At 45.4% G+C, this 24,649-nt stretch carries 23 protein-coding genes; 15 read left to right on the plus strand and 8 right to left on the minus strand.

Features of this window, described 5'->3' with window-relative positions:
• Positions 1 to 149 precede the first annotated feature (149 nt).
• From IQ270_RS09195 to IQ270_RS09220, 6 genes are all read left to right on the plus strand, one after another.
• Complete coding sequence (locus IQ270_RS09195) at positions 150 to 476, plus strand: DUF433 domain-containing protein (protein WP_193972916.1); 327 nt, start codon at positions 150 to 152, stop codon at positions 474 to 476.
• A 4-nt stretch (positions 477 to 480) separates the two neighbouring features.
• Positions 481 to 825, plus strand: a complete 345-nt coding sequence (locus IQ270_RS09200; protein WP_193972917.1) for a DUF5615 family PIN-like protein — start codon at positions 481 to 483, stop codon at positions 823 to 825.
• 169 nt (positions 826 to 994) lie between these two features.
• Entirely contained in the window at positions 995 to 2,011 is a 1,017-nt protein-coding gene (locus IQ270_RS09205; RefSeq protein WP_193972918.1) for a hypothetical protein, read from the plus strand.
• A gap of 383 nt (positions 2,012 to 2,394) precedes the next feature.
• The gene (gene pruA / locus IQ270_RS09210; RefSeq protein WP_193972919.1) at positions 2,395 to 5,367 is read left to right on the plus strand and encodes an L-glutamate gamma-semialdehyde dehydrogenase; all 2,973 of its coding nucleotides are present in this window, start codon (positions 2,395 to 2,397) and stop codon (positions 5,365 to 5,367) included.
• Positions 5,368 to 5,542: 175 nt separating this feature from the next.
• On the plus strand, positions 5,543 to 7,183 hold the full coding sequence (locus IQ270_RS09215; RefSeq protein ID WP_228056199.1) for a glycosyltransferase family 39 protein: 1,641 nt from the start codon (positions 5,543 to 5,545) through the stop codon (positions 7,181 to 7,183).
• 153 nt (positions 7,184 to 7,336) lie between these two features.
• Positions 7,337 to 7,816, plus strand: coding sequence for a hypothetical protein (locus tag IQ270_RS09220; RefSeq protein WP_193972921.1), 480 nt, complete (start codon positions 7,337 to 7,339; stop codon positions 7,814 to 7,816).
• A gap of 134 nt (positions 7,817 to 7,950) precedes the next feature.
• On the opposite strand, the gene IQ270_RS32120 is transcribed toward IQ270_RS09220, so the two are convergent.
• On the minus strand, positions 7,951 to 9,996 hold the full coding sequence (locus IQ270_RS32120) for a S8 family serine peptidase (protein WP_193972922.1): 2,046 nt from the start codon (positions 9,994 to 9,996) through the stop codon (positions 7,951 to 7,953).
• Positions 9,997 to 10,099: 103 nt separating this feature from the next.
• On the opposite strand from IQ270_RS32120, the gene IQ270_RS09230 reads away from it, so the two are divergent.
• From IQ270_RS09230 to IQ270_RS09250, 4 genes are all read left to right on the plus strand, one after another.
• Positions 10,100 to 11,149 (plus strand): lysylphosphatidylglycerol synthase domain-containing protein, encoded by a 1,050-nt coding sequence (locus IQ270_RS09230; protein WP_193972923.1) that lies wholly within the window; start codon positions 10,100 to 10,102, stop codon positions 11,147 to 11,149.
• Positions 11,100 to 11,342, plus strand: coding sequence for a hypothetical protein (locus IQ270_RS09235; protein WP_193972924.1), 243 nt, complete (start codon positions 11,100 to 11,102; stop codon positions 11,340 to 11,342). Before IQ270_RS09230 ends, IQ270_RS09235 begins: the two co-directional genes overlap by 50 nt.
• Before the next feature lie 612 nt (positions 11,343 to 11,954).
• Positions 11,955 to 12,275 carry a DUF433 domain-containing protein gene (locus IQ270_RS09245; protein WP_193972925.1) on the plus strand — a complete coding sequence of 107 codons (321 nt, stop codon included), beginning with the start codon at positions 11,955 to 11,957 and terminating at the stop codon, positions 12,273 to 12,275.
• Positions 12,268 to 12,468: a DUF5615 family PIN-like protein gene (locus IQ270_RS09250; RefSeq protein ID WP_193972926.1), complete on the plus strand. Its 201-nt coding sequence runs from the start codon at positions 12,268 to 12,270 to the stop codon at positions 12,466 to 12,468. The genes IQ270_RS09245 and IQ270_RS09250 overlap by 8 nt, the downstream gene beginning before the upstream one ends.
• Before the next feature lie 108 nt (positions 12,469 to 12,576).
• Here the strand turns inward: IQ270_RS09250 and IQ270_RS09255 are convergent, their stop codons facing one another.
• From IQ270_RS09255 to IQ270_RS09275, 5 genes are all read right to left on the minus strand, one after another.
• Positions 12,577 to 12,978 carry an HNH endonuclease signature motif containing protein gene (locus tag IQ270_RS09255; protein ID WP_193972927.1) on the minus strand — a complete coding sequence of 134 codons (402 nt, stop codon included), beginning with the start codon at positions 12,976 to 12,978 and terminating at the stop codon, positions 12,577 to 12,579.
• 3 nt (positions 12,979 to 12,981) lie between these two features.
• Positions 12,982 to 13,329, minus strand: a complete 348-nt coding sequence (locus IQ270_RS09260; protein WP_193972928.1) for a hypothetical protein — start codon at positions 13,327 to 13,329, stop codon at positions 12,982 to 12,984.
• Between the two features lie 100 nt (positions 13,330 to 13,429).
• Positions 13,430 to 13,678 (minus strand): hypothetical protein, encoded by a 249-nt coding sequence (locus IQ270_RS09265; RefSeq protein ID WP_228056201.1) that lies wholly within the window; start codon positions 13,676 to 13,678, stop codon positions 13,430 to 13,432.
• The gene (locus IQ270_RS09270) at positions 13,675 to 13,953 is read right to left on the minus strand and encodes a hypothetical protein (protein ID WP_193972929.1); all 279 of its coding nucleotides are present in this window, start codon (positions 13,951 to 13,953) and stop codon (positions 13,675 to 13,677) included. Before IQ270_RS09270 ends, IQ270_RS09265 begins: the two co-directional genes overlap by 4 nt.
• A gap of 524 nt (positions 13,954 to 14,477) precedes the next feature.
• A complete protein-coding gene (locus tag IQ270_RS09275) occupies positions 14,478 to 17,303 on the minus strand; it encodes a DUF4347 domain-containing protein (RefSeq protein ID WP_193972930.1) in 2,826 nt (941 codons plus the stop codon).
• Between the two features lie 802 nt (positions 17,304 to 18,105).
• On the opposite strand from IQ270_RS09275, the gene IQ270_RS09280 reads away from it, so the two are divergent.
• Genes IQ270_RS09280 through IQ270_RS09285 form a run of 3 tightly spaced genes read left to right on the plus strand, consistent with a single transcriptional unit; the run spans position 18,106 to position 20,018 of the window.
• Complete coding sequence (locus IQ270_RS09280; protein WP_228056202.1) at positions 18,106 to 19,302, plus strand: NB-ARC domain-containing protein; 1,197 nt, start codon at positions 18,106 to 18,108, stop codon at positions 19,300 to 19,302.
• Complete coding sequence (locus IQ270_RS30855; protein ID WP_228056203.1) at positions 19,303 to 19,752, plus strand: hypothetical protein; 450 nt, start codon at positions 19,303 to 19,305, stop codon at positions 19,750 to 19,752.
• 11 nt (positions 19,753 to 19,763) lie between these two features.
• A complete protein-coding gene (locus tag IQ270_RS09285) occupies positions 19,764 to 20,018 on the plus strand; it encodes a hypothetical protein (protein WP_193972931.1) in 255 nt (84 codons plus the stop codon).
• On the opposite strand, the gene IQ270_RS09290 is transcribed toward IQ270_RS09285, so the two are convergent.
• Positions 20,008 to 20,952 carry an ABC transporter ATP-binding protein gene (locus IQ270_RS09290; protein WP_228056207.1) on the minus strand — a complete coding sequence of 315 codons (945 nt, stop codon included), beginning with the start codon at positions 20,950 to 20,952 and terminating at the stop codon, positions 20,008 to 20,010. The two genes, IQ270_RS09285 and IQ270_RS09290, sit on opposite strands and share 11 nt — an antisense overlap.
• A gap of 363 nt (positions 20,953 to 21,315) precedes the next feature.
• On the opposite strand from IQ270_RS09290, the gene IQ270_RS09295 reads away from it, so the two are divergent.
• A complete protein-coding gene (locus tag IQ270_RS09295) occupies positions 21,316 to 21,504 on the plus strand; it encodes a hypothetical protein (RefSeq protein ID WP_193972933.1) in 189 nt (62 codons plus the stop codon).
• A 131-nt stretch (positions 21,505 to 21,635) separates the two neighbouring features.
• On the opposite strand, the gene IQ270_RS09300 is transcribed toward IQ270_RS09295, so the two are convergent.
• Complete coding sequence (locus IQ270_RS09300; RefSeq protein WP_193972934.1) at positions 21,636 to 22,565, minus strand: phosphoribulokinase; 930 nt, start codon at positions 22,563 to 22,565, stop codon at positions 21,636 to 21,638.
• Positions 22,566 to 23,447: 882 nt separating this feature from the next.
• Here IQ270_RS09300 and IQ270_RS09305 point away from each other — a divergent pair.
• Entirely contained in the window at positions 23,448 to 24,581 is a 1,134-nt protein-coding gene (locus IQ270_RS09305) for an adenylate/guanylate cyclase domain-containing protein (protein ID WP_193972935.1), read from the plus strand.
• Positions 24,582 to 24,649: the final 68 nt, after the last annotated feature.

The raw sequence follows: 24,649 nt of genomic DNA on the forward strand, positions 1-24,649 counted from the left end.
CGTAAATCCCAACATACCTCCAAAACTTGCCTTCCTCTGCTAATATTTAGCAAAACTGTCCTAGGAGTTTAAGAGATGGCTACCCTGCAAAAAGCTCGATCGTTATAATATAGATACGACATTCCCAGCAGCCAAACCCGCGATAGACTATGACACTAAAAGAATTAGAACCGCAACTGCTTTCCCTGACTCCGCCTGAGAAAGCTCTAGCAATACAGATATTAGCTCAAAGTTTAGCCAACACCTGGCAGGGAATTGAAAAAACTCCCGGTACTGTCGGCGGTAATGCCAGGATTGCAGGCACTAGAATTTCTGTTTGGGGACTGGTAGAGTCTCGCCGATTAGGTGCAACTGATGCTCAACTTTTAGCAGATTATCCGCATCTTAGCGCTAGCGACTTGAAAAATACTTGGGCTTATGCTGAAGCATTTCCTGACGAGATTGAAGCAGCAATTAATTTGAACGATATAGATTAACATAATGGCAGGTTTGTATGCAGTTGAACAATTCCCTTGGGTAGTAGTTGAATTACTTCGCGCTCTAGGTCACGATGTGCTTACCGTACAACAAGCCAGGAATGCAAATCTGGGCATTCCTGATGAAGATGTCCTGGCTTTTGCTGTTACAAAGGAACGGGCAGTTTTAACACTCAATAGAATCGATTTTATCCGACTGCACGCTTCACAACCCAACCATTCTGGTATCATTGTCTGTAAAGACGACCAACAAGACCGACAGAGGATGGCTGCACGAATTTCGGAGGCTATTGCTAATGTGGAAACACTCACAGGAATGCTGGTTCGAGTCAATCGTCCATCTCGATAAATATCAGATGTTTTAAAAGTTCGTAAATTTACGATCGCCCCAGCCGACAGATTCCTCGATCGAGTTTTTGGGCAGTTTGTCAATAGCCTTGCGGTATTATTTTACTGCGGGCGATCGCACAGATCGCGTAAAATGCTAAATAGCAATCTTTATACGAGAATTTTATCCCATGAGTGACGAAATTGAAAAAAATAAAATATTGAGTCGGCAACCGGAAACAATTGGCAGTTTCGCGGCCGATTCCGCACCAGCAAAAACTCCCCTGAAAAATGCCGCGATCGAAGATGATTTAACAGTCACTTCTGAAGCAGCAGAAATTTCCATTGAAACACCCAAAACCGAAAATAGTTTAACTACAAATACCCCCATAAAAAGTCCGACAAAAAATGCCGTTATACAAGATATTTTTACTGCCAATCTTGAAACAGAAACAGAAACAATTCCAATTGCCAGCGAGGTCGTTGCGGAAAGCATTGACAGTGAAAATTATCCAACTAAACTCAATCAAACGGCAAATCCAGAACCGAAATCAGCTCAAAAGTGGCAAGTTTGGGCAGTTTTTATCAGCGGAATGTTAGTCGGTTCCGTACTCAGTCTCGGCAGTTTACTGGCGTGGAAAATGTATCAAGAAAGAGCGAATATTCAAATCAGACTGCCCGCTGACGTACCCCTCCCCCAAAGCCCAGCACCAGTGCCGGCAGCGCCCGCCAACCGCCTGCCGGGACTTCCCCCAGCACCGGGCACGGCACGGCCACCAGCAAGCGCACCGTCGCCCAATCCTACTCAAATGCCCTCTCTCGCAGGTGTTCAGCCACTTGCTTCGCCGTTTCCCTTGCCTTCTTTTGCTCCTTCTCCTTCTCTTTCTCCTTCTCCCGCTGCGGTGGAAACCCCTGTAACTGAGCGAGTTAACTTTCAAGCCGGCGCTACCGGAGTTATTCTGAGAAATAGTTTGCGCGCCAACATATCCAAGCGCTACTTGCTCGACTGCAATAGCGGCCAAAGCATGACAGTAAAGGTTCAAGAAGGTGATGTTAGCGCAGCAATTATTGCTCCTAACGGTGAAAAATTGGGTACTGCTGGTAGCACAGGTGAGTGGCAAGGTCAATTAGCCAGCAGCGGCGATTATACTATTGAAATTTCCGGCGATCGCCAAGCAAACTACGGAGTTAAAATTGAAGTCAATTAGCAACTATAATTTGAGCGGGGGGCAATTGCAAAAGGGAGCATCAAGCGTGAGAGCTTTTTTAGTGCTGTCGCGAGCTCGCTACATATATTCCAATACGGTTCACTTAAGACAGATCACCCTGGCACCCCCGTTAAAAAGGGGGGGACAAGAAGCTCTTAAAGTCCCCCTACAACCAGGGGGATGCTGCAAGGGATCTCCGGGCATAAATAATGTTAAGTAAACCGTATTGACATATATTCGGCAAGCGAGGTTGCGGGAACTCGCGCGCTCAAAAAAAATGCTTTTCACATTGCGAAAGAGATGCTCCCGCTGCCAAATATATCAAGCCGCCCCGATTGTCAATTACCAGTTACCAACTACCAACTACCAATTACTAATTACCAATGGTCGCACAAGTATCTCCAAGCACCTACGAAGCAAAAACTCAGGAAATAGCTCGACAAATCCTGAAGGCAACTCAAGACAAAAAGCGCTCGTTTTTCGGTCAACTGCAAGACCAAATGCGCTGGGACGACAAACTGATGGATTGGGCAATGGCAAGCCCCGGACTGCGGGTGCAATTGTTTAGATTTATTGACTGTTTGCCCGCCCTCCGCAGCAAGCCGGAAATTGCCCGCCACTTGCAAGAATACCTGAGTGTGGAAGAGGTAGAATTGCCCGAAGCTTTGAAAAAATTGCTCAGCTTTGCTAACGCTGATTCTGTCCCCGGTCAATTGGCGGCGACGACGGTTGCGCCTGCGGTGGAAACTTTGGCGCACAAGTATATTTCTGGGGAAAATATCAGGCAGGTAATTAAAACCTTAGAGCGACTTCGCAAAGATAAAATGGGTTTTACAGTTGACCTTTTGGGGGAAGCTGTCATCACTGAAGCTGAGGCGGAGATTTATCTCAACCGCTATTTGGAATTGATGGCGGAACTGGCGAATGCAGCGAAGAATTGGTCGCAGGTAGATGCCATTGACAAAGCTGACGGCGAAACTTTGCCGCGAGTGCAAGTATCTGTCAAACTAACGGCTTTTTATTCTCAGTTTGACCCGCTGGATGCTAAAGGCAGCGAGGAGAAAGTCAGCGAGAAAATTCGCCTGTTATTGCGCCGCGCCCAGGAGTTGGGAACTGCTGTTCACTTCGACATGGAACAGTATGCCTACAAGAGTTTAACTCTCAGCATTCTGAAAGAGTTATTGTTAGAGGAAGAGTTTCGCAGTCGCACGGATGTTGGGATTACATTGCAAGCATATTTGCGCGACAGCAAACAAGATTTGCAAGATATTATTGCGTGGGCTAAAAAACGGGGCAATCCGATAACTGTACGGCTGGTGAAAGGTGCTTATTGGGATCAGGAAACTATCAAAGCAATGCAGAAAGATTGGCCGCAGCCGGTCTACAACGACAAAGTTGTAACGGATGCGAATTTTGAAGCAATGACGCAGTTGCTGCTAGAAAATCACGAATATTTGTATGCAGCAATTGGCAGTCACAACGTGCGATCGCAAGCCAGGGCGATCGCCATTGCCGAAACTCTCAACATACCGCGCCGCCGCTTTGAAATGCAAGTCCTGTACGGCATGGGCGACAAATTGGCAAAGCTGTTGGTCGATCGGGGTTATCGCGTCCGAGTCTACTGTCCCTACGGCGATTTGCTGCCGGGAATGGCTTATTTGATCCGCCGCTTGCTGGAAAATACCGCCAACAGTTCTTTCATCCGGCAAAGTTCCGAAGAAATGCCGATCGAACAATTATTAGCCGCACCAGTAGCCAACGGCAACGACCAGCTAGTTTACAGCAAAGTATTCCCCAACGTTGCCGATACCGACTACGCCAATACCAAATTGCGGCAACAAGCAGAAACAGCCATCAAATCAGTGCGCGCCAACCTAGGTAAAACCTACTTACCGCTAATCAACGGCGAGTACCAAAATACCGAAACAACAGTTAACTCTCTCAACCCTTCCAACCCCGCAGAAATAGTCGGCAAAATCGGATTGATTTCCGAAGAACAAGCAAAGATTGCCCTAGAATCAGCCAAATCTGCCTTTACCGGCTGGCGGAAAACCCCCGTGCGCCAGCGCGCCGGAGTCCTCCGCAAAGCAGCAGAATTGATGGAACAAAAGCGGCACGAACTGTCAGCTTGGATGGTATTTGAAGTTGGCAAACCCGTCAAAGAATGCGATGCAGAAGTTTCCGAAGCCATAGATTTTTGTCGCTACTACGCCGACGAAATGGAAAGGTTGGAACAAGGAACAAACTACGACGTAGCCGGAGAAAACAACCGCTACACATATCAACCGCGCGGCATTTCTCTAATCATTTCTCCTTGGAATTTTCCCCTCGCAATTCCCGTCGGCATGACAGTTGCATCGCTAGTTGCAGGTAACTGTACCTTACTCAAGCCTGCGGAATTTTCCACAGTAATTGCTGCAAAGATAGCAGAGATTTTGCTAGAAGCGGGAATTCCCAAAGGCGTATTTCAATACGTGCCGTGCAAAGGTTCAACCGTCGGCGCTTACATGGTGAAACATCCCGACGTTCACATGATTACCTTCACCGGTTCTCAGGAAGTTGGCTGTCAGATTTATGCCCAAGCTGCGATTTTGCAACCTGGCCAAAAACACCTGAAGCGAGTAATTGCGGAAATGGGCGGCAAGAATGCAATTATTGTCGATGAAAGTGCGGATTTAGACCAAGCAGTTGCAGGCGTAGTTTATTCGGCGTTTGGATATAGCGGTCAAAAATGTTCTGCTTGTTCGCGAGTAATTGTGGTCGAGTCGGTGTACGATACTTTTGTGGAAAGATTGGTAGAAGCCACGCGATCGCTCAATGTCGGCGCAGCCGAAAATCCCGGCACTCAAGTTGGGCCAGTCATCGATGCAACCGCCCAGTCGCGCATCCGCGAATACATCGAAATAGGCCGCGCCGAAGCCAAAATCGCTTTGGAAATGGCGGCACCCGAAACCGGTTATTTTGTCGGCCCAGTGATTGTGACGGAAGTATCCCCGACTGCAACTCTCGCCCAAGAAGAAATTTTTGGCCCGGTGTTGTCGGTGATTCGGGCAAAAAATTTCAATGAAGCGATCGCAATTGCTAACGGTACAAACTTTGCTTTAACCGGCGGATTGTATTCTCGCACGCCTTCGCATATCGATCGCGCCCAAGCCGATTTTGAAGTCGGAAACCTGTACATAAATCGCGGAATCACCGGCGCAGTGGTATCGCGGCAACCCTTCGGAGGATTCAAACTTTCGGGAGTTGGTTCCAAAGCCGGCGGCCCGGATTATTTGCTGCAATTCCTCGAACCGCGCACAATAACCGAGAACATTCAACGACAAGGTTTTGCACCGATTGAAGGAGTGGATTAGTTAGTTGACGGTTGACAGTTGTCATTAGTTATTAGTCATTGGTTAGCAGTTAATGATTCAACACTTTTGACTAATATACCTCTGGAATTATTGTTGTGGAACAGGCATCCTGCCTGTTCAAAACTTGCTTTTTTGGTGAGGTGTAATGACTGTAATTAATAAATTGTATAGGTTAATGAGTTTTAAAATTTTCCGAAATTGGTGGGTTTTTGCGATCGTTATTGTATTAGTAATCGGCATTTTATTTCGCTTCGCAAATCTCGATCGCAAATTTTACTGGATAGACGAGACCTATACTTCTTTAAGAGTTTCTGGTTACACCGAAGCGGAAATTATCAAACAAATTTCGTACCAGAAAATAATCTCGCCCTCGGATTTACAAAAATACCAGCAAATTAATTCCGAAAAAACCTTAAGCGATACCCTGAATTCCTTAGCAATCGAAGACCCGCAACACCCACCGCTGTATTATATACTAGCGCGATATTGGGCGCAATGGTTCGGCACTTCAGTTACAGCAATGAGAAGCTTAGCCGCCCTGATTAGCTTGCTAGTATTCCCCGCTATTTATTGGCTGGCTTGGGAGTTATTTGAATCCTCTGCTGTGGCTTGGATGGCGATCGCAATTTTCGCGATTTCTCCCTACCACATCTTATTTGCCCAAGAAGCAAGACAGTACAGTTTGTGGACATTAACTACTATTTTATCGAGTGCAGCCTTGCTGCGATCGATGCGCCCCGAGGAAAATCAAAATCCTATTTGGCTGGTTTCTCACTGGACGCTTTACGCAGTCACCGCAGCAATCGGATTGTACACCCACTTGTTATTTGTCTGCGTCGCCGCCGCCCATGCAATCTACGTCGCAGTTATTGCCAACTGGCGCGATGTCAAAACATTTGTTGCCTATTATGTAGCAGCTTTAGTAGCATTAATCGCCTGGATGCCTTCCCTCCTAAATACTGTAGAAAACTTCAATCAAATTAGAAGCACAACAGCGTGGGCCGAACAGACAAGTCTCTTAAGATTAGTTAGCAGGTGGGCGGGCGCAGTCAGCATAGCATTTTTTGATATTGGCATTGATGGAAGTGCCAGCGCCGCACAACTAGCCTTGCTAATTCCCGCTGGCATCATGATTCTAGGTTTAGTCGGCTATGCGATTTATTTTCTGTGCCGGCAAACACCAAAGCGGGTGTGGTTGCTGGTATTGTTATTAATTGCAACAACCGCAATATTTTTAGCTTTACCCGATCTACTTAAAGGCGGAAGGCGATCGGGAAATCCGCGATATTTAGTTCCTTGTTATGTAGGAATTCAGCTAGCAGTTGCTTACCTGCTGTCTGCGAAAATTAGCAACAATCTAGATAACTTTAAACAGCAAAAACTATGGAACATAGTAATATCTGTACTGTTTTTAGCAGGAATCGTATCCGGTGGAGTTAGTTCTCAAGCTGATACTTGGTGGAATAAAGGCAGCGGCTGGCTGGGCGCCGAATTGGCAGTAGCAAGAATAGTTAATCAAGCCAGCAATCCCCTAATTATTAGCGATACAAATATCGCATACATCATGCCTTTAAGTTATCGCCTAGAACCAAAAGTAAAACTGCTAATAGAACCCCGCTGTTATACTGCTTGCTACAAAAACCGAGAGTTGGCATCCAAAAAACCAGAACCCCCGAAAATTCCCGGCGGTTTTGGCGAGTTGTTTTTATACAGGCCCTCCTCAGTGTTGCGATCGGCAATTGGGCAGCAAAACTATCAAATAAATCCGGCGGTTGGTAATGTCGAACTCAATCTGTGGAAAATTACCAAAAAATAATATTCAAAAAATCAGGCAAAAAAAGATCTAGTTCGCGGCGACATACTTCCAAAAAAAGCGATTTTTGGAAGTATGTCGCAAGTAGAGTAGAATATGGCTGCTTTTGGCGGTAAGCTAGAAGTTAAGAATCAAAAAATAACATAAAAATCAACAATGACAGTCACTGAAACTTCAAATATTCGCAAACTGCTGTGCGATCCAGAGTTAGGGCTGATCCCTCACCTAGAAAAGTGCTTGAAAGATTTGCACTCGTCTGCGATCGCCAGCGGAGAGAAATTCAAGGTAGAACCTTACGATATCGAACTGCAAAGCTGCCACACCCAGAAGCATCCCAACGACCAAAGACCGATCGTCACTCAGTCAGTGTTAATCAAGATTCCCCTGACAGGGAAAGTTCAAGATAAGATGCACTTATTTCTGATTGCAAGTGACTTGCAGAACCAAATCGACATCAAAATTATCGATTGGAGTGCCTTAGAACGCCGCCAATATGACATTCACGGCATCCCCTTAAAGCAGCCGATCGTCAAAATTGAGGGCCAGATGAATTACGAGTTAGTATTCGATCGACCAAACTACTGCTGCATCAATCTGTGCCGCCAATTTGATTTGACTTACGCCGCCAATTATTAAGGATCGGACTTGGTGGTTGTAGGACGCTCAGTCCTGACTGCGAACCTATAATAAAGTTTGTAGTGAGGACTTTATTTCTGCTTCAGATTGTGATGAGGAAGGACGCTCAGTCCTGACTGCGAACCGGATCGAATTTAAACCGCTCGATTGGCAGTTTCTGCCAGAATCCTCTTAATATCAGCAGGAGTCAGATTCGGATTGGCCTGCAACATCAAAGCTATCACCCCGGCTACGTGCGGCACTCCCATAGAAGTACCCGCAAAATATCGATAGGGAATTCCAGGTTGAGAAAGCGGCACAGTTGAATAAACGTCACCAGAATCTGCCCTGCCGCCGTCGCCGCCCGGAGCAACAAAATAATTGAGTACCTCCGCTCCCGCGCGGTTAGAAAAATCTGCAAACAAGCCGTTGCGGCTAACAGCACCGACAGCAATTCCTACTTCGTTTGCAAACCGAGCCGGATAATCCACTTGCGGGCGAGCATCATTTCCCGCTGCTGAAATCACCAGTACGCCTCGAGCTTCGGCCGCTTGAATTGCGCTCAATTCTTGATCGTTTAACTGTTGGCCGCCCAAACTGACATTAATCACCTTCGCTCCATTTGCCACGGCATAATTAATCGCATCAATTTCATCCTTAATTTTCCCTACTCCCGCGCGATCGAGTATTTTCAAAGGCATAATCTTCGCAGTTGGAGCCGTTCCAGTAATTCCTACCCCATCTTTTTTCGCAGCAACTAAACCCGAGATATGAGTGCCGTGACTGTTATCGTCCATCGGGTCATTATCGTTGTTGACAAAATCCCATCCCCGGAAATCGTCAACAAAGCCATTACCATCATCATCAACGCCGTTGCTAGCTTTATTGCGACCGGCCGCGTCAACGCCGGTTTCTCCCGCATTGCTCCAAATATTCCCGGTCAAATCCGGGTGATTGTAGTCAATTCCGCTGTCGATAACTGCTACTACAATGCCGTCTCCAGTCAAGCCTTGCGCCCAAACTTCTGGAGCTTTAATTAAATCTCTGCCCCACTCGTCGCCGCCCAAGTCGGGAACGTCAGGAAAAGTTGCAACACCGACAGCTTTGGCAACTGCGGCTGCGGCATTCACCAAACCGAAGCCGGAACGAGTGTCAAAACCGGGCAAGTTGCTAATATTGTTGGCTGAAATAGTTGGAGGGGTTGCAGACAGATTTAGGGTAAAGTTTGTACTGTCTCGATATTGATAAACTCGGACAAAGTAAGTTCCTGCTGCCAAACTTTTGATGTCGATCGACTCCGGCAATAAATCCGGTTCTTGAGAAGAAGCAATAATATCGGTAAAGTCAATAGAATTGTCGCCGTTAATGTCTTTAATTACCGCAACGTCAAGGTCGGCACTCAAACCGCTGACGGTTAATTTAAAGTCGCTAGTTGTAGGCAAAGTAAAGCGGTAAAGGTCGTCTGGGTGGGCGTTGCTAACCGAGTCGGCGATCGTTTGAGTGCTGCTCAAAACGCCTAAATCGCGAGCTTGACTCAGTTGGTTTCCCAATACGCTATTTGCTGAGATGAATGTATCTGCGAGGTTTTGTGGAGATGCGTTGGCTACCAAGCCTAAAATAGCGTTGGATTGGCGAATTTTAATTAATGTATTGGAAATGCCGGGGGCGATCGCGATTTCTTCGAGAATCAAGTCAGCTTCGGTAAGATTGTCAGTCAGTCCGATCGCATCCACAAAACTGTTAAAGTCAGTAATGATATCAGCAGCAGCCGGATCGGAGACTGCCGTGTCGCTGCGGAGGACAAAGGTATCTGCGCCCAAACCCCCTGTCAGCGTATCTTTGCCCGCATCGCCCACTAAAACGTCGCTACCGGAGCCGCCGTTGAGGGCATCGTCTCCCCTACCTCCCTGCAGGGTATCGCTGCTTTGATTGCCAAACAGCAGGTCATTGCCGGCACCGCCGTTGAGCAAATCATTTCCGACACCGCCGAAGAGTGTATCGGAATTGCCGCCGCCGAGGAGTCTATCGTTACCGTTATCGCCGCTGAGACGCTCGGCATCCGAGGAACCGACAATAAAATCGTTACCTCCGAGGGCAAAAAGTCCGTTAGGATAAGGAGTCAAAAAGCCCGGAGTTAATGCGAAACTGTTGGGACTATCATCTAAAAGATAGGAGAGATTGTCAGAACTCGGGCCGGCCATAGAATTTTACTCCTTAAGTACGATCGATCTAAATTTTAGATTTAAAACATGAAATTGTGGCTGAGGAATCTACAATCCCAAATTCACTAATCAGGATCGGAAAATGGGAAAACAAAACTTGGATCGAATTCAGAATTTTTTCAAGCTGGCGAAATCGCGTTTAAAGCCTTATTTGCGCTATGTGATTCTGGGCGGGACTTTTTTATTTATTGCCAAAGCTTTTTTTACTCACTGGCGAGAAGTCGCGAATATCCAACTTCGAGCCGAAAGTTTTCCCTTGCTGGCGATCGCCCTCGGTGTCACTTTACTGTCTCTGATTTTTGTTGGCTGGGTGTGGATGTTAATTTTGCGGGAATTCGGTCAATCTGTAAATGCAGGGTGGGCGATTCAAGTTTTTCTAAAAACTAATATTGCCAAGTATTTGCCGGGGAATATTTGGCATTTTTGGGGTCGCATCTTGGAGGCGAAAAAGGCTGGTATTTCGTCGAAATTTGCTACTCTCAGCGTGTTGCTGGAACCGCTGCTGATGGCTTCTGCGGGGGTGCTGATTGGGTTGATTTGTTTTGACAAATTCAATGGGTTTTTGCGAATTGTCGGTTCTGCTGCGATTTTAACGGCGATTCAGCCCCGAATTTTAAATCCGATCGTTCTATTTGTGGAGCGGTTGAAGTTATCCAAGAACAATGGGGAAAATTCCCAGGCTCAGGAGGCTGCGGGCGATCGACCAATTTCGCGTTTAGAGTCTAGCTCCAATCTAGCTAAAAAAACATCTGGTGTCAAGTCCCCGGGCGAAATTAATTTACCAATTAAACGCTATCCTTTAGTGCCGTTAATCGGACAAATGTGTTTTATCGGATTGCGGGGCTGCGGTTTTTTGCTAACGGTAATGGCTTTAAATCCGGTAAACTTTATCGATATTCCCAGCTTGTTGGGTGCTTTTTGTTTGGCGTTTGTGGTGGGTTTAGTGGTACCGGGTGCGCCGGGGGGAATGGGAGTATTTGAAGCAACGGCGATCGCCCTGCTGTACGATCGTTTTTCTACGGGTATAATTTTGAGTGCGGTGGCTTTGTATCGGATAATTAGTATTCTGGCGGATGTTTCGGGTGCTGCGTTGGCAAAGATCGATCGCCAGCGCGATCGGCACAGTAGGTGAGTGGGAAAATATACAATGCCAGCAGGCTTACCAGGGAGCATCTCATGTTTGTAAAAACACTTATTCTGGTTCTTTGCTTCTGACTCTTTCCTTCTGCTTTCTGTCTCCTGTCTCAAAACTCGAATCACATATTTTTACTGGGTTGTTGGTGTTTGAAGGTGTACCGCAGTTAGATTGGTTGGCTAGTTGGTGAATAGACATTGTGCTATTAAAGGAAAGGGCGATCGGCTGTGGAACTAAACCGATTGTAATTGCTAAAACAAAGATAAACTTCTCTTTATCTATAACCAGATTATGACTGTTATAGCAATCCTAAGTGATTTACTCGTTCTACTCGTTACCAGGCTCTGCCTGGTAACGCAGATAGGCGAGGCTCTGCCTCCATTTTCGCAGGAGGCTCTTCAAAAGTGACATCGATTCCTAGGCTCTTAGCCTTTTAACCAGTTATTGAAAATGATTTAGGATTGCTATATTGAACAGATTTATGCGATCGTCAAAACTCTTCCCCAAAACCAAGCTAGCGAAATTCTCACTTTCGCTGAGTTTATTCGTGCCAAGTACCTGAATGCTCACCAATCCACCGATACAGTAGATTCTTTAACTCCTTGGACAGAATTGGTTTATTCCCTCGCTGGAACCTGGGCAGAAGACTTTCTTACTCTGGAAGAGATTCGTACCGAGTCGGGGGAAGACATTTTGCGGGAGAGCTTTTAGATGTACATAACAAAGGGGCGATAGAACTTCGTCTGTTTTTGCTAAAATTAAATATCTTTAAATATTATCAATTAGGAGCCTTTGACGCTTTATGTCTAAGCAATCAGTCATCACAAAGTATATTGAAATTACACCGGGAGTGCTGGGTGGTAAACCACGCATTGCAGGTCATCGAATTTCTGTAGCACACATAGCTGAAATGTATCTTAATATGGGAGAGTCGATCGAAGAAATCGCTAGGGACTATAATTTGTCGCCGGCTTCGGTTCATGCGGCCATGACTTACTATTACGATAATCGAGGAGAAATTGACCGCCGCACTGCTGAATCAGATGCTTTTGTCGAAGAGTTGAAGCGTCAGAGTCCACCTTCTCCTTTGCAGGAAAAGCTGAGGGAAATTAGAGGTGAGTGAACGCATCCGCTTTCATTTAGATGAGAATGTTAAATCGGCTGTGGCGCGAGAGTTGCGTAAACGATTAATTGATGTTACAACAACTATTGAGGCGGGATTGCTTGCTCAGACTGATGAATCGCAGTTAGCATTTATCTGCGAACAAAAGCGGATAATTATGACTCACGATGAGGATTTTTTAACGATATTATGACTTACGCATAGGGCCCAGAAACCGGGTTTTTGCGAAAATACTTCGCCGCAGCCAACAGATTCAGTGAAAACCCGGTTTCTTTAGTCGTAGTGCGTATCGATCGCCCTATTATGAACTAGAGAGCGATCGCCTGCGTTCTGCCAGTCGCTCGTCACTGTTAAGCTGTAGCAAATTGACAGTTGTGCGCCCTTCTGGAGTTAACCCAATAATCAGGGCATCATCATCCAAGGTAAAGTGTTCGGGCCAGTTCTGCGTCCGGGGGTTGAAGAGGAAACTAAAAGCGCTAGTCTGGGGATCGAAAGAACCGAGGTCTGTTGCTTTATATCGGTTGCATCGCCAGCAAGCGAAGGCGAGATTATTCTCATCAGTTGTACCTCCGTGTTTTACAGCAATTATATGGTCAACTTCGTGAGGGAAAAAACTCAAAGAAATTCCCAGCAGACAATACTCGCAGCCGTAGGAAGCGCGTTCTTCAATATATCGGCGAAGGGTGGCAGAAATATAAGTCACAAATCAAGATTGGCGGGTGAGATAAGGTAGGTTGCCCATTTTGAGCATGATTACTAGATGTTCAATCCGCTCGTATTCATCTAGTTCTGCTTGTTCTGGGGAAGTCAGTTCACCAGCTTTGCTGCGGGCTACCAATATCCGCAGGCGTTCTTGCATTTCAGGAGTGGGACGGAAGGCTGCGATTTCTTCTGCTGTGGGCGCGCTAGCAAGAAAGTTTAAAATATAGCGGTAGGTGCGGGAGGGCAACACTGGTTGCTCGACGCACAGGCGCAAGAGTTCTGGCAGTTGTTCGCCCAATAGTGCGAGTTGCTCTGAGAGCTCGTCGGGAACTTCAATGGTGATGGTTGTCACTGGTAAAACCCTCAAAGTACAGGAGCTATTAATTATTATAGGGCTTTATGAGGAAGGGCGATCGCACTTTAGGGATGAGGCGTAATTGCAATAATTGTGATTACACCTTTTCCGGGCCCATAATACCAGAAAACTCGAAATGCTGCTGGGGTCTTGTTTTCGACGTAGACCTCAAATACTTCCTCTTCATTAGGGCCAGATATTTATGAGTTTTCAAGCTGGGATGGCGTAAATTAGTTGCCATTAATCCAAGTGTTTTTAGCACTTGATTGTATTTTTTGACATCTAATTCCTGAAGATTAACCAAGCTATCTCTAGCTGATGAAGAAAATTCGATCCGAAAATTCATTCGTCTTCAATCTCCAAATCGGCATATTCCGAAAAGTCACCCAAATTATGTACTTCACCTTTAGCTGCTTGGGCGAGGCCGCACTTAACGGCGGCTAATGCTTGGGGGTTTTGCCACAACCACTGTTCGCGATCGGGTATGTTGGTTATTGGGTCTAATAAAATTTGTCCGGCTTCGTTGACAAGAACTCGATATTCTGTTGATTTGGGTTCGAGATTTAAACTTAGGTGTCCTTGGGTATCTGTGCTGATTAAGTTTTTTAGAATCCAAAACATATCTTTCAGCTATTATAAAGTTGGGTAAAACTCCGTAGGAAAGAGTTTTACTCAATTATAACAAATTAGGTGTTGTTTGTCTATTTGCACTGGAGCCCAGAAACCGGGTTTTTGCGAAAATACTTCGTTGCTACCCGTAGATTCGGTAAAAAACCCGGTTTCTTTGTCGGAGTGCGTAAGTCGTGCACTACAAATACTAAGGCTTTGATGCGTTACTGACATCCCCGAATATTCCTTCTAATTCCTGACCATTCATTGGCTAAACTAGATTGACTACTAGAAATTTTCCTACCCAACATTTGAGGATTTCTTTCATAAAAAATCAGGTCGGCTTTATAGTCACATATTTTTACTGGATTGTTGGTGTTTGAAGGTGTACCGTAGTTAGATATGTTGGCTAGTTGTTGAATAGACATCATACCGTTATGGGTCCGACCACCAATTACCCTAGGATAGCTAGAAACCCCAGCCCTGGCTGCCGAACCCAATTGCACAGATGCCTCGATCCATTCCGTGCGATCGATCTAGGCTTTGAAGAAAACGCTAGCATTCAGGGCATCTTGAGCTACCCCAGAGACTATACCCAAATAATTATCACCCGCTTTGATAGCCGTAGAAGCCACAGGTGCTGCGCCGTCAAGCTGCAAATTCACACGCTCAAAAGTCAGAGCAGAAAATGTGAGTCCTTCGCTCAAACCAATTGAATCTCCAGGGCGGAAGTCCGCAATCACATCTGTTTGATTAATCCGAGTTGAATCTTCATCTACGGCCAAGAAGAAAGCATCATTTCCATCACCGCCTGTAATAATGTCTTGGCCGCGATCGCCTATGAGTATATCGTCGCCAGCACCGCCATTGAGAATATCATTTCCCTTACCGCCCCGCATAACATCATTGCCATCTCCTCCTATTAGGCTGTCATTGTCATTATTGCCGCTGAGAAAGTCGTTACCAGCACCGCCATCAATGCTATCGGAGCCTTTTCCGCCCAACAAAATGTCGTTGCCACCCAGTCCGTTAAGTGTATCAGCACCTTGATTGCCACTGAAGATTTCATCGTTATTCGTACCTGTTAAAGAGTCATTTCCTGATAGGGCTACGATTCCTTTGCCCATCGCCTCTGGCGGTATAACAGTATCAGCATTGTCTGTGAAGAAGTAAAATCCAGGCCCGCTAAGATTTTGTGGCAGTCCCGTCGGTTCGCCGCCGTCTGTAGCATTGGGTTTGGGTGAAAAGATGGATACTAACGGTGCAGGAGTTGGGGTTGGAGTTGGAGTTGTTGGAGTCGGAGTTGTTGGAGTTGTTGGAGTCGGAGTTGTTGGAGTTGGAGTTGGAGTCGGAGTTGTTGGAGTTATTGGAATTGGAGTCGGAGTCGGAGTCGGAGTTGTTGGAGTTGGAGTTGGAGTCGGAGTTGTTGGAGTTATTGGAATTGGAGTCGGAGTCGGAGTTGTTGGAGTCGGAGTCGGAGTTGTTGGAGTCGGAGTCGGAGTTGTTGGAGTCGGAGTTGTTGGAGTTGGAGTTGTTGGAGTCGGAGTTGTTGGAGTCGGAGTTGTTGGAGTCGGAGTTGTTGGAGTCGGAGCTACAGCGATGTCAACTTTCGCATTATTGTTCGTAATATCAGGGTCATTGCGATCGGCAGCAGCGATCGCGACTGTGTTACTAATAGTTTGCCCACCACTACCAGGATTGACTGTAGCTTTGAGAGTCAACGAGGTAGTACCATTAACCGCTAACTTGCCCACATCCCAAATACCTGTTACAGGATCGTAAGTGCCTTGGGTTGGAGTGTTGCTTGTAAGACTGAGAGTTGTAGGTAACAAACTTGTCAACTTGATATTGGCAGCATCATTGCCTAATCCCACATTTTTTGCACTGACAGTGTAGGTAATGACATCCCCTTCTTTGGGTGCAGGATTGTCCACCGTAAGAGTTACACCCAAGTCAGCATTTAATTTCCAACCTATATCTTCCAGTACGCCAAGTGTAAGAGGCCCAGGGTCATGGATAGCTACTCCCAAACCCCGAACGTATGTCATCAACGAATTAGTGCCATCTCCATAGGTGGCTTCGTCTAAATGACCGATGCTTTCACTGCTGTTAAAAATGCTAGGTGCGTAAACCTTAAGTTTGGTGCCACCATTTCCTACGACAGCTTTAGGGCCATTGAAAAACAAGTTATTGCTGATTAGCTGGTTTCCTAGTGCGATAGAAGGCACGGGAAACAGCGCTGTGTCAGTGATTTTCTGACCTGAACTATTCTCAATAAATCTGTCGTAGATTCTGGGATAGTTACTGGTACTAGACAAACTGCCCTGTTGATTGCCTGTATTGTACAGAAAAGAGTCAGCGAATCCCATTCCGTGAGCAATTTCATGGAGGAGTGTACTAACCAAATCCGTTTGATTAGCACCGGGATTAGCATCGGTTCCAAAGTACCAAGAAATTCCCGGCGAACTAGCGCTGGGATCGTTGTTAACACGGACGTTTATTTCAGGGGAAATTCCATTCAAATCATTGCCTGCTAATTGGTTGGCTAACGCCATTCGATAAATAGTATTTGTTAACGGTGCGCCCGGAAAATTTGCTGTGCTAAAGCCTCCTCCTTGTGCCAAAAAACCAGTTACAGTTTCCCAAGTTGCGTCAATTACTACGTCTACTTTCGAGGTGTCGATTACTCGGTTCCAGATATTAACTGCGTAATCAAACGCATTTTTAGCTTGTGGAGGAAATAGTGTATCGTAAGTGACTTTAATCGCCAAAATTCCTTGGTAAGCCTCTTGCACCTGTGGCCCAAACGCCAAAGAGACATCCATCGCCCCAGTGGCATACCCCAATTCCCAATCGCCGCCTTTCTGGGCACTACCAGTCAGACTCGTAGAAGCTGCCACATTAGCCCCTGTTAGCTGACTCAACCGCTGTGCGAAAGCAGCACCCAAATCTCCCTTTGCTACATTGCAGCCATACAGAAGAATCTCAGCATTACTTGCCAGCCCTTTTGCCCATTCCTTTACCCACATCACAAAGTCGCAATTTCGGGAGGGGGAAAGAGACACTACACCCCGGTTTTCTTCATTTATGATATTGGTTGGAGTGGAAGCGTTCAATGTATCCAAAGTCAACATCGTATTGCCGAGTTGCAGAGAACCGACAGCGCCGTGGGATACAATGTGAACTGCTGAGAACTTACCGCCCCGCAGTTTTTGAGCAATTTGTTCTACCCCGTTGCAGTTAGAATCCAGCAGGATTACTTCTGTTCCAGGGGTAACGCCGTCAACTAGAGTCTTCCAATTAGGGACAGCAGTATCGATAAATGCGATCGCTTTCGGAGTTTCAGAGATTTTGTGTGACATGATCTACCTTTAGCTATTTGGAAAATGGGAAATTATGGACTTACAACTTTGTCATTTGCTTTAATTGAGCTTAAGATTGTTTAAATTAAACTCAGTAATTTTGCAGCAAAAAAGCTTGCTTGAAGAGGTTTCTTTTTGAATCTAACTATTACTTGTGTTAACATAGCGACTCTAAATCAGTTTGGCAAAAGCATCATACTTTTTGAAGTCAGGAGAATTAAAAAGTTGATATTGGAAGAAAATCTCCACCAATCGTTTAACTGAAGCAAAACTCTTAGAGCAGTAAAATCAACGCCTAATAAAGTTTTTAACTTGTAGCCCAATTCCGTCAACAGGATTTCTCGCTATACCTAATCTTTGATGGTTTTGAGGATCGGTGCTGCTCAAACTTCCATCAATCGTCGGCCCTAAGCTAATATTCGTCATCATCCCATCTCCTCAAAAATATAGTTGCGTCAAAACCAGCAAAGCCCGCCTAGCAAGCTTTCCTAAATACTTATCAGGGCCTTCCTCTGCTTTTTATGCAAATCGCCCTATTTTTGTAACAAAACTTTACATTGCTCCCAACAGCAGATAAGCTGTATCCCCGATCGCCCCTCAAATGCACCCTCAAACCTAGCTGACAGCCAAGCACATCATTTCAGATTACTCCACAATCCTTGCTCTGCATAGGCTAAACGGCTCACCATTTGGCTCAGCAAAAAAGGCTCATTTAGCTCATTTGTCTCATTTGGCTCACTTCTGGGTTCACCAGATCGTGTAACATCCTTGACAAACGCAGAGTTTCCGTAGAGGAGTACCAATGGCAGGTTTGCTCAGAGCATCCGAAGAAGGATTGAAAATCATTGATATGGTGCGACGCAATCTCGAATGGAACAAAAGCGAGGATTCTTGGTGTCTTGCAGCTTTAATTTCAAAAGCCACCTTAAAGCGTTTTTGGAGCCGAAAAGGAATTAGACGAGAGAACTTTATCAATATTTGCAAAGCTGTAGAAATAGAAAATTGGGAATACATTGCTGAGGGCTACAAAAATATCAAAACAGAACCACTCTTTGCCGCCGCGATCGCAGATATCCCCCTAGACAACCAAACCGATCGCACTTTCCCCCTCCCAGAAAACTTACCCCCCGTCAGAAATTGGGTACAGCGCACCAAAGAACTCGAAATCTTAAAAACTACGATCGTTAACTCAGACATCACCGCCATCTCAATAGTCGGATTACCGGGCACCGGCAAAACCACCCTCGCCAGCCAACTAATTCGCCAACTCCACACCGAAAATACCCCCTTCACCTGCGCCGCTTGGCAATCATTGCAATCCGCAACAGGCAAAGCACCCCCCTGCGATCGCACAATTGACTCCCTGCTATTCACCCTCTCCAACGGCGACATTACCCCCGCCACCAACGCTCAAAATGACTGCGGCAAAAACACCGAAAATCTGCTCAAAATCCTCAGAGAAAAACCTTGCTTAATTGTGTTCGATCGCGCCGACACACTTTTGAAAGCAGGAGAAGCAAAAGCCGCAGGTTATTTCGCCGAAGATTGTGCAGAATATGCTTGGTTATTCAAACAACTATTAGAAACAGAACATCAAAGCAAAATCATCTTCACCAGTCGCGAAAGCTTAGCCGAATTGCCGCCAACTGTCACCCGCGAAATTCAGCTCAACGGATTGGATCGAGATGCAGCAATTTCCCTGTTGCAATCGTTTAATCTGACTGCAAATCCAGAAGAATTAGCCGAAATGGGCGATCGCTATTCTGGACATCCCAAAGCCTTACAACTCGTCGCAGCCTTGATTCGAGACGATACCGAGTTTCAGGGAAATGTCGGGAATTTTTTACAACACAGAGACTGGTTGCTGATTCGAGATATTGAAAGTGCGATCGATGAAATCCTAGCGCGTCTGAGCGACAGCGAGCAAACTTGTCTGGGTCGAATTTCCGTCTATCAAACCTCAGAATATCCCCTATCTTTTGCCGGAATTAGCGCTTAAATGCCAGAAGTTAGCAAATATGAGCTTAAAGAAAATATTATTCAAGCACTGAAGCGGCGACAATTGCTATATTGCGATCGCCATCTCAAATCCTATCACTTGCATCCCCTAGTCCGAGAAAAGGGCGAGTACCTGCTAAGTCAAAATCCCGAAAATCTGCGTACCGCCCACAGCCAAGCTTATAATTATTATATCAGTATTCCCCTCAAACCAGAATCGGAATGGCAAAGTATTGAGGATATTCAGCCCTTAATTAGAGCGCACTATCACGCGCGTCAGGCGGGAAATTTAGATGCAGCAAATGCGATTATTTCTGAAGTTTATGAGTATTTGCAGCAGTGGACTTGTGCAGAGTTGGTGTGTGGAAACATAGAGTTGCCATTGTTAGCGGAGGTAAAAAACATTACCCTTTCAGGGGCGGGCAAGATACCCACCCCACAAGAAATTTGATGTATTGTGGAATGGGCCAAAAGCCCGTTTTCTTAGTCCGCGGAGGCGGACATCGTTTGTGTAGACGCGGTTTCAACCGCCGGGTTTTTAGATATGTTATCGAACGGGCCGAGAAGCCCGTTTTCTTATTCCGCGAAGGCGGACTTTGTTTGTCTAGACGCGGTTTCAACCGCCGGGTTTCTTGGTTTCAACCGCCGGGTTTCAACCGCCGGGTTTCCACCGTCTACCGATTTTCAACCGCCGATATTATAGATTTCAACCACTAGAATAAATCCCTCTTTCTTGCAGTTGCTGCATAAAAAACTCTTCCAAAGAAGGTTTAGCCAAATTCATCCCAATTAGCTGCCCTCCGGTAGCACTCAGACTAGAAATAAACTCTTTCGGATCGCCCTGCAAATGCCCGTACCACAAATCATTATCAACTTCCATATCCGGTATCCATTTTTTGAGGATATTCAAGTGGCCGCCCCTGCCTTCAACCCGGTAAGTTTCAGTATTACCCAAAAGTTCGTCGATCGCACCAACACAGATTAACTCACCGCGAGCCAAAATTGCCACCCGATCGCAAATCTTCTCCACATCCGAGAGTACGTGCGAATTAAAAAAAATCGTTTTTCCTTGATTTTTCAGCGATAAAATTATCTCCCGCATCTGATAGCGCCCCATCGGATCTAAACCAGACATCGGCTCATCCAAAAATACCACATCGGGATTATTAATCAAAGCTTGAGCCATGCCGATCCGTTGCAGCATTCCCTTAGAATACTGGCGCAACTGTTTTTTGATTGCCGCCGATTGAGATAGCCCAACTAAGTCTAACAAATGCGGAATTCGCTGCCGCTGAATTGAGGGGGGGATTTGAAATAAGCCCGCCGCAAATTGCAAAAATTCCCAGCCCGTGAGATAATCGTAAAAATAAGGATTTTCTGGCAAATAGCCGACTCGTTGCTTCACAGTGCGATCGCCCAAAGGTCTCCCCAACAACAGCCCCCTGCCAGAAGTCGGCCGCGCAATCCCCAGCAAAGTCTTCAGCAGCGTAGTTTTTCCCGCTCCATTCTGCCCTAACAGCCCGAAAGTTTCCCCCTCAGAGACAGTCAGAGTGCAACTTTTGAGCGATTCTATTTTTTCGTTCATCCAGAAGCCGGTACGGTAGAACTTCCCCAGATTAAATATTTCCACCACTGGGGTAGCTCCGGGCATCTCGGTGGAATGTGGCGCATCTATAAGAGGTTCCATTTTTTTTATATAAATAAGCAGCACCTGATTATATTCTATTGCATAACACAGAGTCATTAGTCATCAGTCATTAGTCATCAGTCATTAGTCATTAGTCATTAGTCATTAGTCATTAGTCATTAGTCAACAGTCAACAGTCAACAGTCAACAGTCAACAGTCATTAGTTATCACGAAGAAGGAAGAAGGAAGAAGGAATGAAGAAGGCAGAAAAAGATACACACAACAAGCTTTTTAATAGCCCGTATTTTAGATTGAATTAGGTGGATTTACAGAATTGCTCTTTTTAATGTTAAACTAATATTACCTGCCATTGATTTTTACTGAATATGGAACGTTCAAAAATTATTGCTATTATCACCGGCGTGATTTCTATAGTTTTAGCAGTTGCCTACCTGCTACTCGTTACCGCCCTCGACTTCCGAGGCGAAATGTTACCCGCACCTCAAAGTCAATTGCCATTCTCAATGCAGCTTCAGCAATTAGCGACTTTTAATCTGAATTTGTTAGTACATTAGTCATTAGTCATTAGTTAGTTGGCAGTAGTCAGTTGGTAGTAGTTAGTGGGAATTGGCAATTCGGAATTAGAACCAACAGCAAAAAATAACATATAACAAATAACAACTAACAACTGCCAACCAATAACTAACTAATATAAATGAATGGCTTTTATCATGTGATATGCAACTAGCAACTGCGTCAAAGCTAGCGGGTAACTTTGCAAAACTTCCCCAGTTGTGCCGATCAGTTTGCCAATTTCCGGGTTGCCTTGGGCAGCGCAAAATCCCCGCAGGTGGGGCATTTCGTTGCACAAAATCTTTTCCAGTTCGTTTACTTGCTCGCTGGTGGCGTGAGAGTCTACTTCCAACACGTCAACCGGTTTTCCCATATCCCGATCGAGTCCCAGGCGAATTGCAGGTTTAAAATTCTCGCTGCTTCGAGCTAACATCTCTGTAAAATCAGGGTGAGGAATTGTCGGTCTCAGGACTAAACGGACACTCAAATTGACTTCATTGTCCTCTTCTGGTAAGTAAAAAGTAACTACAACATCAGCAAACTTACGCTGGGGACGAATAAAGTCTTCCGAATCATTTTCCCGCTTGTTCATTTCTGCAAGCACCTGTTCTTCAGTATAACCGCGCTTCATGGTATCGCGCTTAACTTTCCACTGAGTTCGCAACTCTTCTGGGGGAGCGAGATAGACTTTTACATCGTAAGCATCGCGGATTGCACGAGTTGAGTAACCTAGCAAACCTTCAACTATTACAAATTTGCTGGGCTTGATGTATTCGGGGGGATCGAATGTACCTGAGTTGTGGTTGTAAATGGGTTTGAGAATTGCTTGTCCGGTACGCAGCAGGCTTAGGTGCTGCTGCATTATGTCTAGGTAATTGCAGTCGGGATGCAGTGCTGTGAGCCCGATTTCTGCCCGCTGCTTTCTGTCGTACCTATGATAGTCGTCCGTGCAAATCACAGTGACATTTTCTGGTCCCAATACTTGGGCAATTCCCCGTGTCAGGGTGGTTTTGCCCGCTGCGCTGTCTCCGACAATACCGAGAATGATTGGTCGATCGCTCATTGTTTTTACCCCGACGGACAATAGAAAATTTTTTGTGAGTATTAAATTTTATCAAAATTATGTTCGATCCGATCGCTTCGAGCATAGTTTGACTTGAGTCCCCCCCGGATTCTCCCCAACGTGTAAAATTATTGTAAAATTTCTTAATAAAATGCGGCACCAGAGACTCCCAGAACATCTAATTAAAACATCACGCTGATTTGTCAACCGCCTGCGAGGTCGATCGCGGTTTTGAATCTGGCTACCGTCAAAATTTAGAGAAAATTACCGCTGCCAAGTGTCCCGCTCGTCTTTGAGTGTACTACAAATTGCAGCCGCCTTGGGACGGCTGGGTTCTTGTTAGTTGTAAAACGGGCCGCTAGTAGTGCATCAACTTGTTGCTATATCTACGCGGAGGGCGATCTAATTTACCGGGAATATAAAGTTTTAGCCAAAGCTTTACCCGTGCCTGACAAATTAGGATAAATTTGAATTTAGGATTTACTCCCGCCCTCAACAACCAGTTCTTTCTACTCTTTGCGATCGGCAGCAATGAAGTATTTTCGTGAATAAACCCGATGTTGACGCACCTGTGCGTAAGTTTTAAATTCCAAGAAATTTTAAATTTAACTAATACCCATTCCCAAAATAATGCAACTGTAGGCGGGAACATTTCCGGCTTTCTAAAAAACATTTTTTGTTTGAGTGCGAGCTTTTCAAGAGTTCCCTTGGTTAGATCGGCTCTTAAAAAGCTCAGTCAGGCGATCGCACCTATTAAAGCTGGGGCACACAGGGTTCCACTGTAGACCAGCGATCCAAACCCCGATCCAATAACCGATTCGGGGTCTCAAATATCAAATCTCAAATCTCAAATCTCAAATCGTATAAGTCCGTAACAACCCGATGAATCAACCATATTCTAAAAAACTTAAGGGCAGTATTTTAATTGTTGACGACAGCGTTAATAATTTAACCTTATTGGAGCGAATTTTATCGAGAAAAGGTTATGAAGTACGACTTGCAAATAGCGGAAAACTGGCAATCGAGTCTGTACACTCAAATCTACCTGACTTGATTTTGCTGGATATTATGATGCCCGGTATCGATGGCTACGAAGTTTGCACTCGCTTGAAAGCAAACGATCGCACTCGCGGCATTCCGATTATTTTTTTGAGTGCATTGGTAGAAGTTTTTCATAAGGTGAAAGCCTTTGATGCTGGCGGGGTAGACTACATTACTAAACCTTTTGAAGCCGTGGAAGTGGTAGCTAGGGTTGAAAATCAATTGCGGCTGAAGGAACTCGAAGTGCAACTTACCGAGAAAAATCAGATGTATCGCCGGGAAATCGCCTATCGGGAACAGGCAGAAATTGAAACGCGGTTACTGTTGGAAACAACCAAGTTGCAGAAAGAAGAAATTGAAGAACTGCTATTAAATATTTTGCCGCAAGCGATTGCAGAGCGCTTGCAGGAGGGACAAAGCATAATTGCTGACAGCTTTTCCGATGTCAGCGTTTTATTCGCTGATTTGGTGGGATTTACAAATTTTGCCTCTCAAAACACTGCTACAGAAACGGTTAAAGTTTTGAATCAAATTTTTACTCAATTTGACCAGTTGTCGTTAAGGCACGGTTTGGAGAAAATCAAAACTATTGGCGATGCTTACATGGTAGTCGGCGGCTTGCCGGAACCGCAGGAAAATCACACTTTGGCGATCGCCCAAATGGCACTGGATATGCAAGCTGCTGTCGCTAGCTTCAATAAAAAAACCAATCACAGCTTTAGTCTCCGCATTGGAATCAATATTGGTGCAGTGGTGGCGGGAGTCATTGGTTTAACTAAATTTAGTTACGATTTGTGGGGGGATACGGTGAATGTTGCTCACAGAATGGAATCAAACGGTATTCCGGGGGAAATTCAGGTGACAGAGGCGGTTTACGAGCGTTTGAAAGATAAATTTTCGTTTAAAAGGCGCGGTGCTATTGAGATTAAAGGTAAAGGGGAAATGATAGTTTATTTATTGTTGGGCATAAATTAGTCATTAGTCATTAGTCAGTTGGCAGTTGGCAGTTGGCAGTTGTCAGTTGTCAGTTGTCAGTTGGCAGT

This window comes from Microcoleus sp. LEGE 07076 (genome assembly GCF_015207455.1).
Classification (GTDB): Bacteria; Cyanobacteriota; Cyanobacteriia; order Cyanobacteriales; family Microcoleaceae; genus Microcoleus.

Bases quoted from the DNA above. Each gene is read 5' to 3' on its own strand.
- IQ270_RS09300 (WP_193972934.1), bottom strand. From the start codon at position 22,565: ATGAGCGATCGACCAATCATTCTCGGTATTGTCGGAGACAGCGCAGCG.
- IQ270_RS09275 (WP_193972930.1), bottom strand. From the start codon at position 17,303: ATGTCACACAAAATCTCTGAAACTCCGAAAGCGATCGCATTTATCGAT.
- IQ270_RS09270 (WP_193972929.1), bottom strand. From the start codon at position 13,953: ATGTTTTGGATTCTAAAAAACTTAATCAGCACAGATACCCAAGGACAC.
- IQ270_RS09215 (WP_228056199.1), top strand. From the start codon at position 5,543: ATGAGTTTTAAAATTTTCCGAAATTGGTGGGTTTTTGCGATCGTTATT.
- IQ270_RS09295 (WP_193972933.1), top strand. From the start codon at position 21,316: ATGGAACGTTCAAAAATTATTGCTATTATCACCGGCGTGATTTCTATA.
- IQ270_RS09305 (WP_193972935.1), top strand. From the start codon at position 23,448: ATGAATCAACCATATTCTAAAAAACTTAAGGGCAGTATTTTAATTGTT.
- IQ270_RS09290 (WP_228056207.1), bottom strand. From the start codon at position 20,952: ATGCCCGGAGCTACCCCAGTGGTGGAAATATTTAATCTGGGGAAGTTC.
- IQ270_RS09230 (WP_193972923.1), top strand. From the start codon at position 10,100: ATGGGAAAACAAAACTTGGATCGAATTCAGAATTTTTTCAAGCTGGCG.
- IQ270_RS09205 (WP_193972918.1), top strand. From the start codon at position 995: ATGAGTGACGAAATTGAAAAAAATAAAATATTGAGTCGGCAACCGGAA.
- IQ270_RS09280 (WP_228056202.1), top strand. From the start codon at position 18,106: ATGGCAGGTTTGCTCAGAGCATCCGAAGAAGGATTGAAAATCATTGAT.
- IQ270_RS30855 (WP_228056203.1), top strand. From the start codon at position 19,303: ATGCCAGAAGTTAGCAAATATGAGCTTAAAGAAAATATTATTCAAGCA.
- pruA (WP_193972919.1), top strand. From the start codon at position 2,395: ATGGTCGCACAAGTATCTCCAAGCACCTACGAAGCAAAAACTCAGGAA.
- IQ270_RS09285 (WP_193972931.1), top strand. From the start codon at position 19,764: ATGGGCCAAAAGCCCGTTTTCTTAGTCCGCGGAGGCGGACATCGTTTG.
- IQ270_RS09200 (WP_193972917.1), top strand. From the start codon at position 481: ATGGCAGGTTTGTATGCAGTTGAACAATTCCCTTGGGTAGTAGTTGAA.
- IQ270_RS09220 (WP_193972921.1), top strand. From the start codon at position 7,337: ATGACAGTCACTGAAACTTCAAATATTCGCAAACTGCTGTGCGATCCA.
- IQ270_RS09265 (WP_228056201.1), bottom strand. From the start codon at position 13,678: ATGAATTTTCGGATCGAATTTTCTTCATCAGCTAGAGATAGCTTGGTT.
- IQ270_RS09245 (WP_193972925.1), top strand. From the start codon at position 11,955: ATGTCTAAGCAATCAGTCATCACAAAGTATATTGAAATTACACCGGGA.
- IQ270_RS09195 (WP_193972916.1), top strand. From the start codon at position 150: ATGACACTAAAAGAATTAGAACCGCAACTGCTTTCCCTGACTCCGCCT.
- IQ270_RS32120 (WP_193972922.1), bottom strand. From the start codon at position 9,996: ATGGCCGGCCCGAGTTCTGACAATCTCTCCTATCTTTTAGATGATAGT.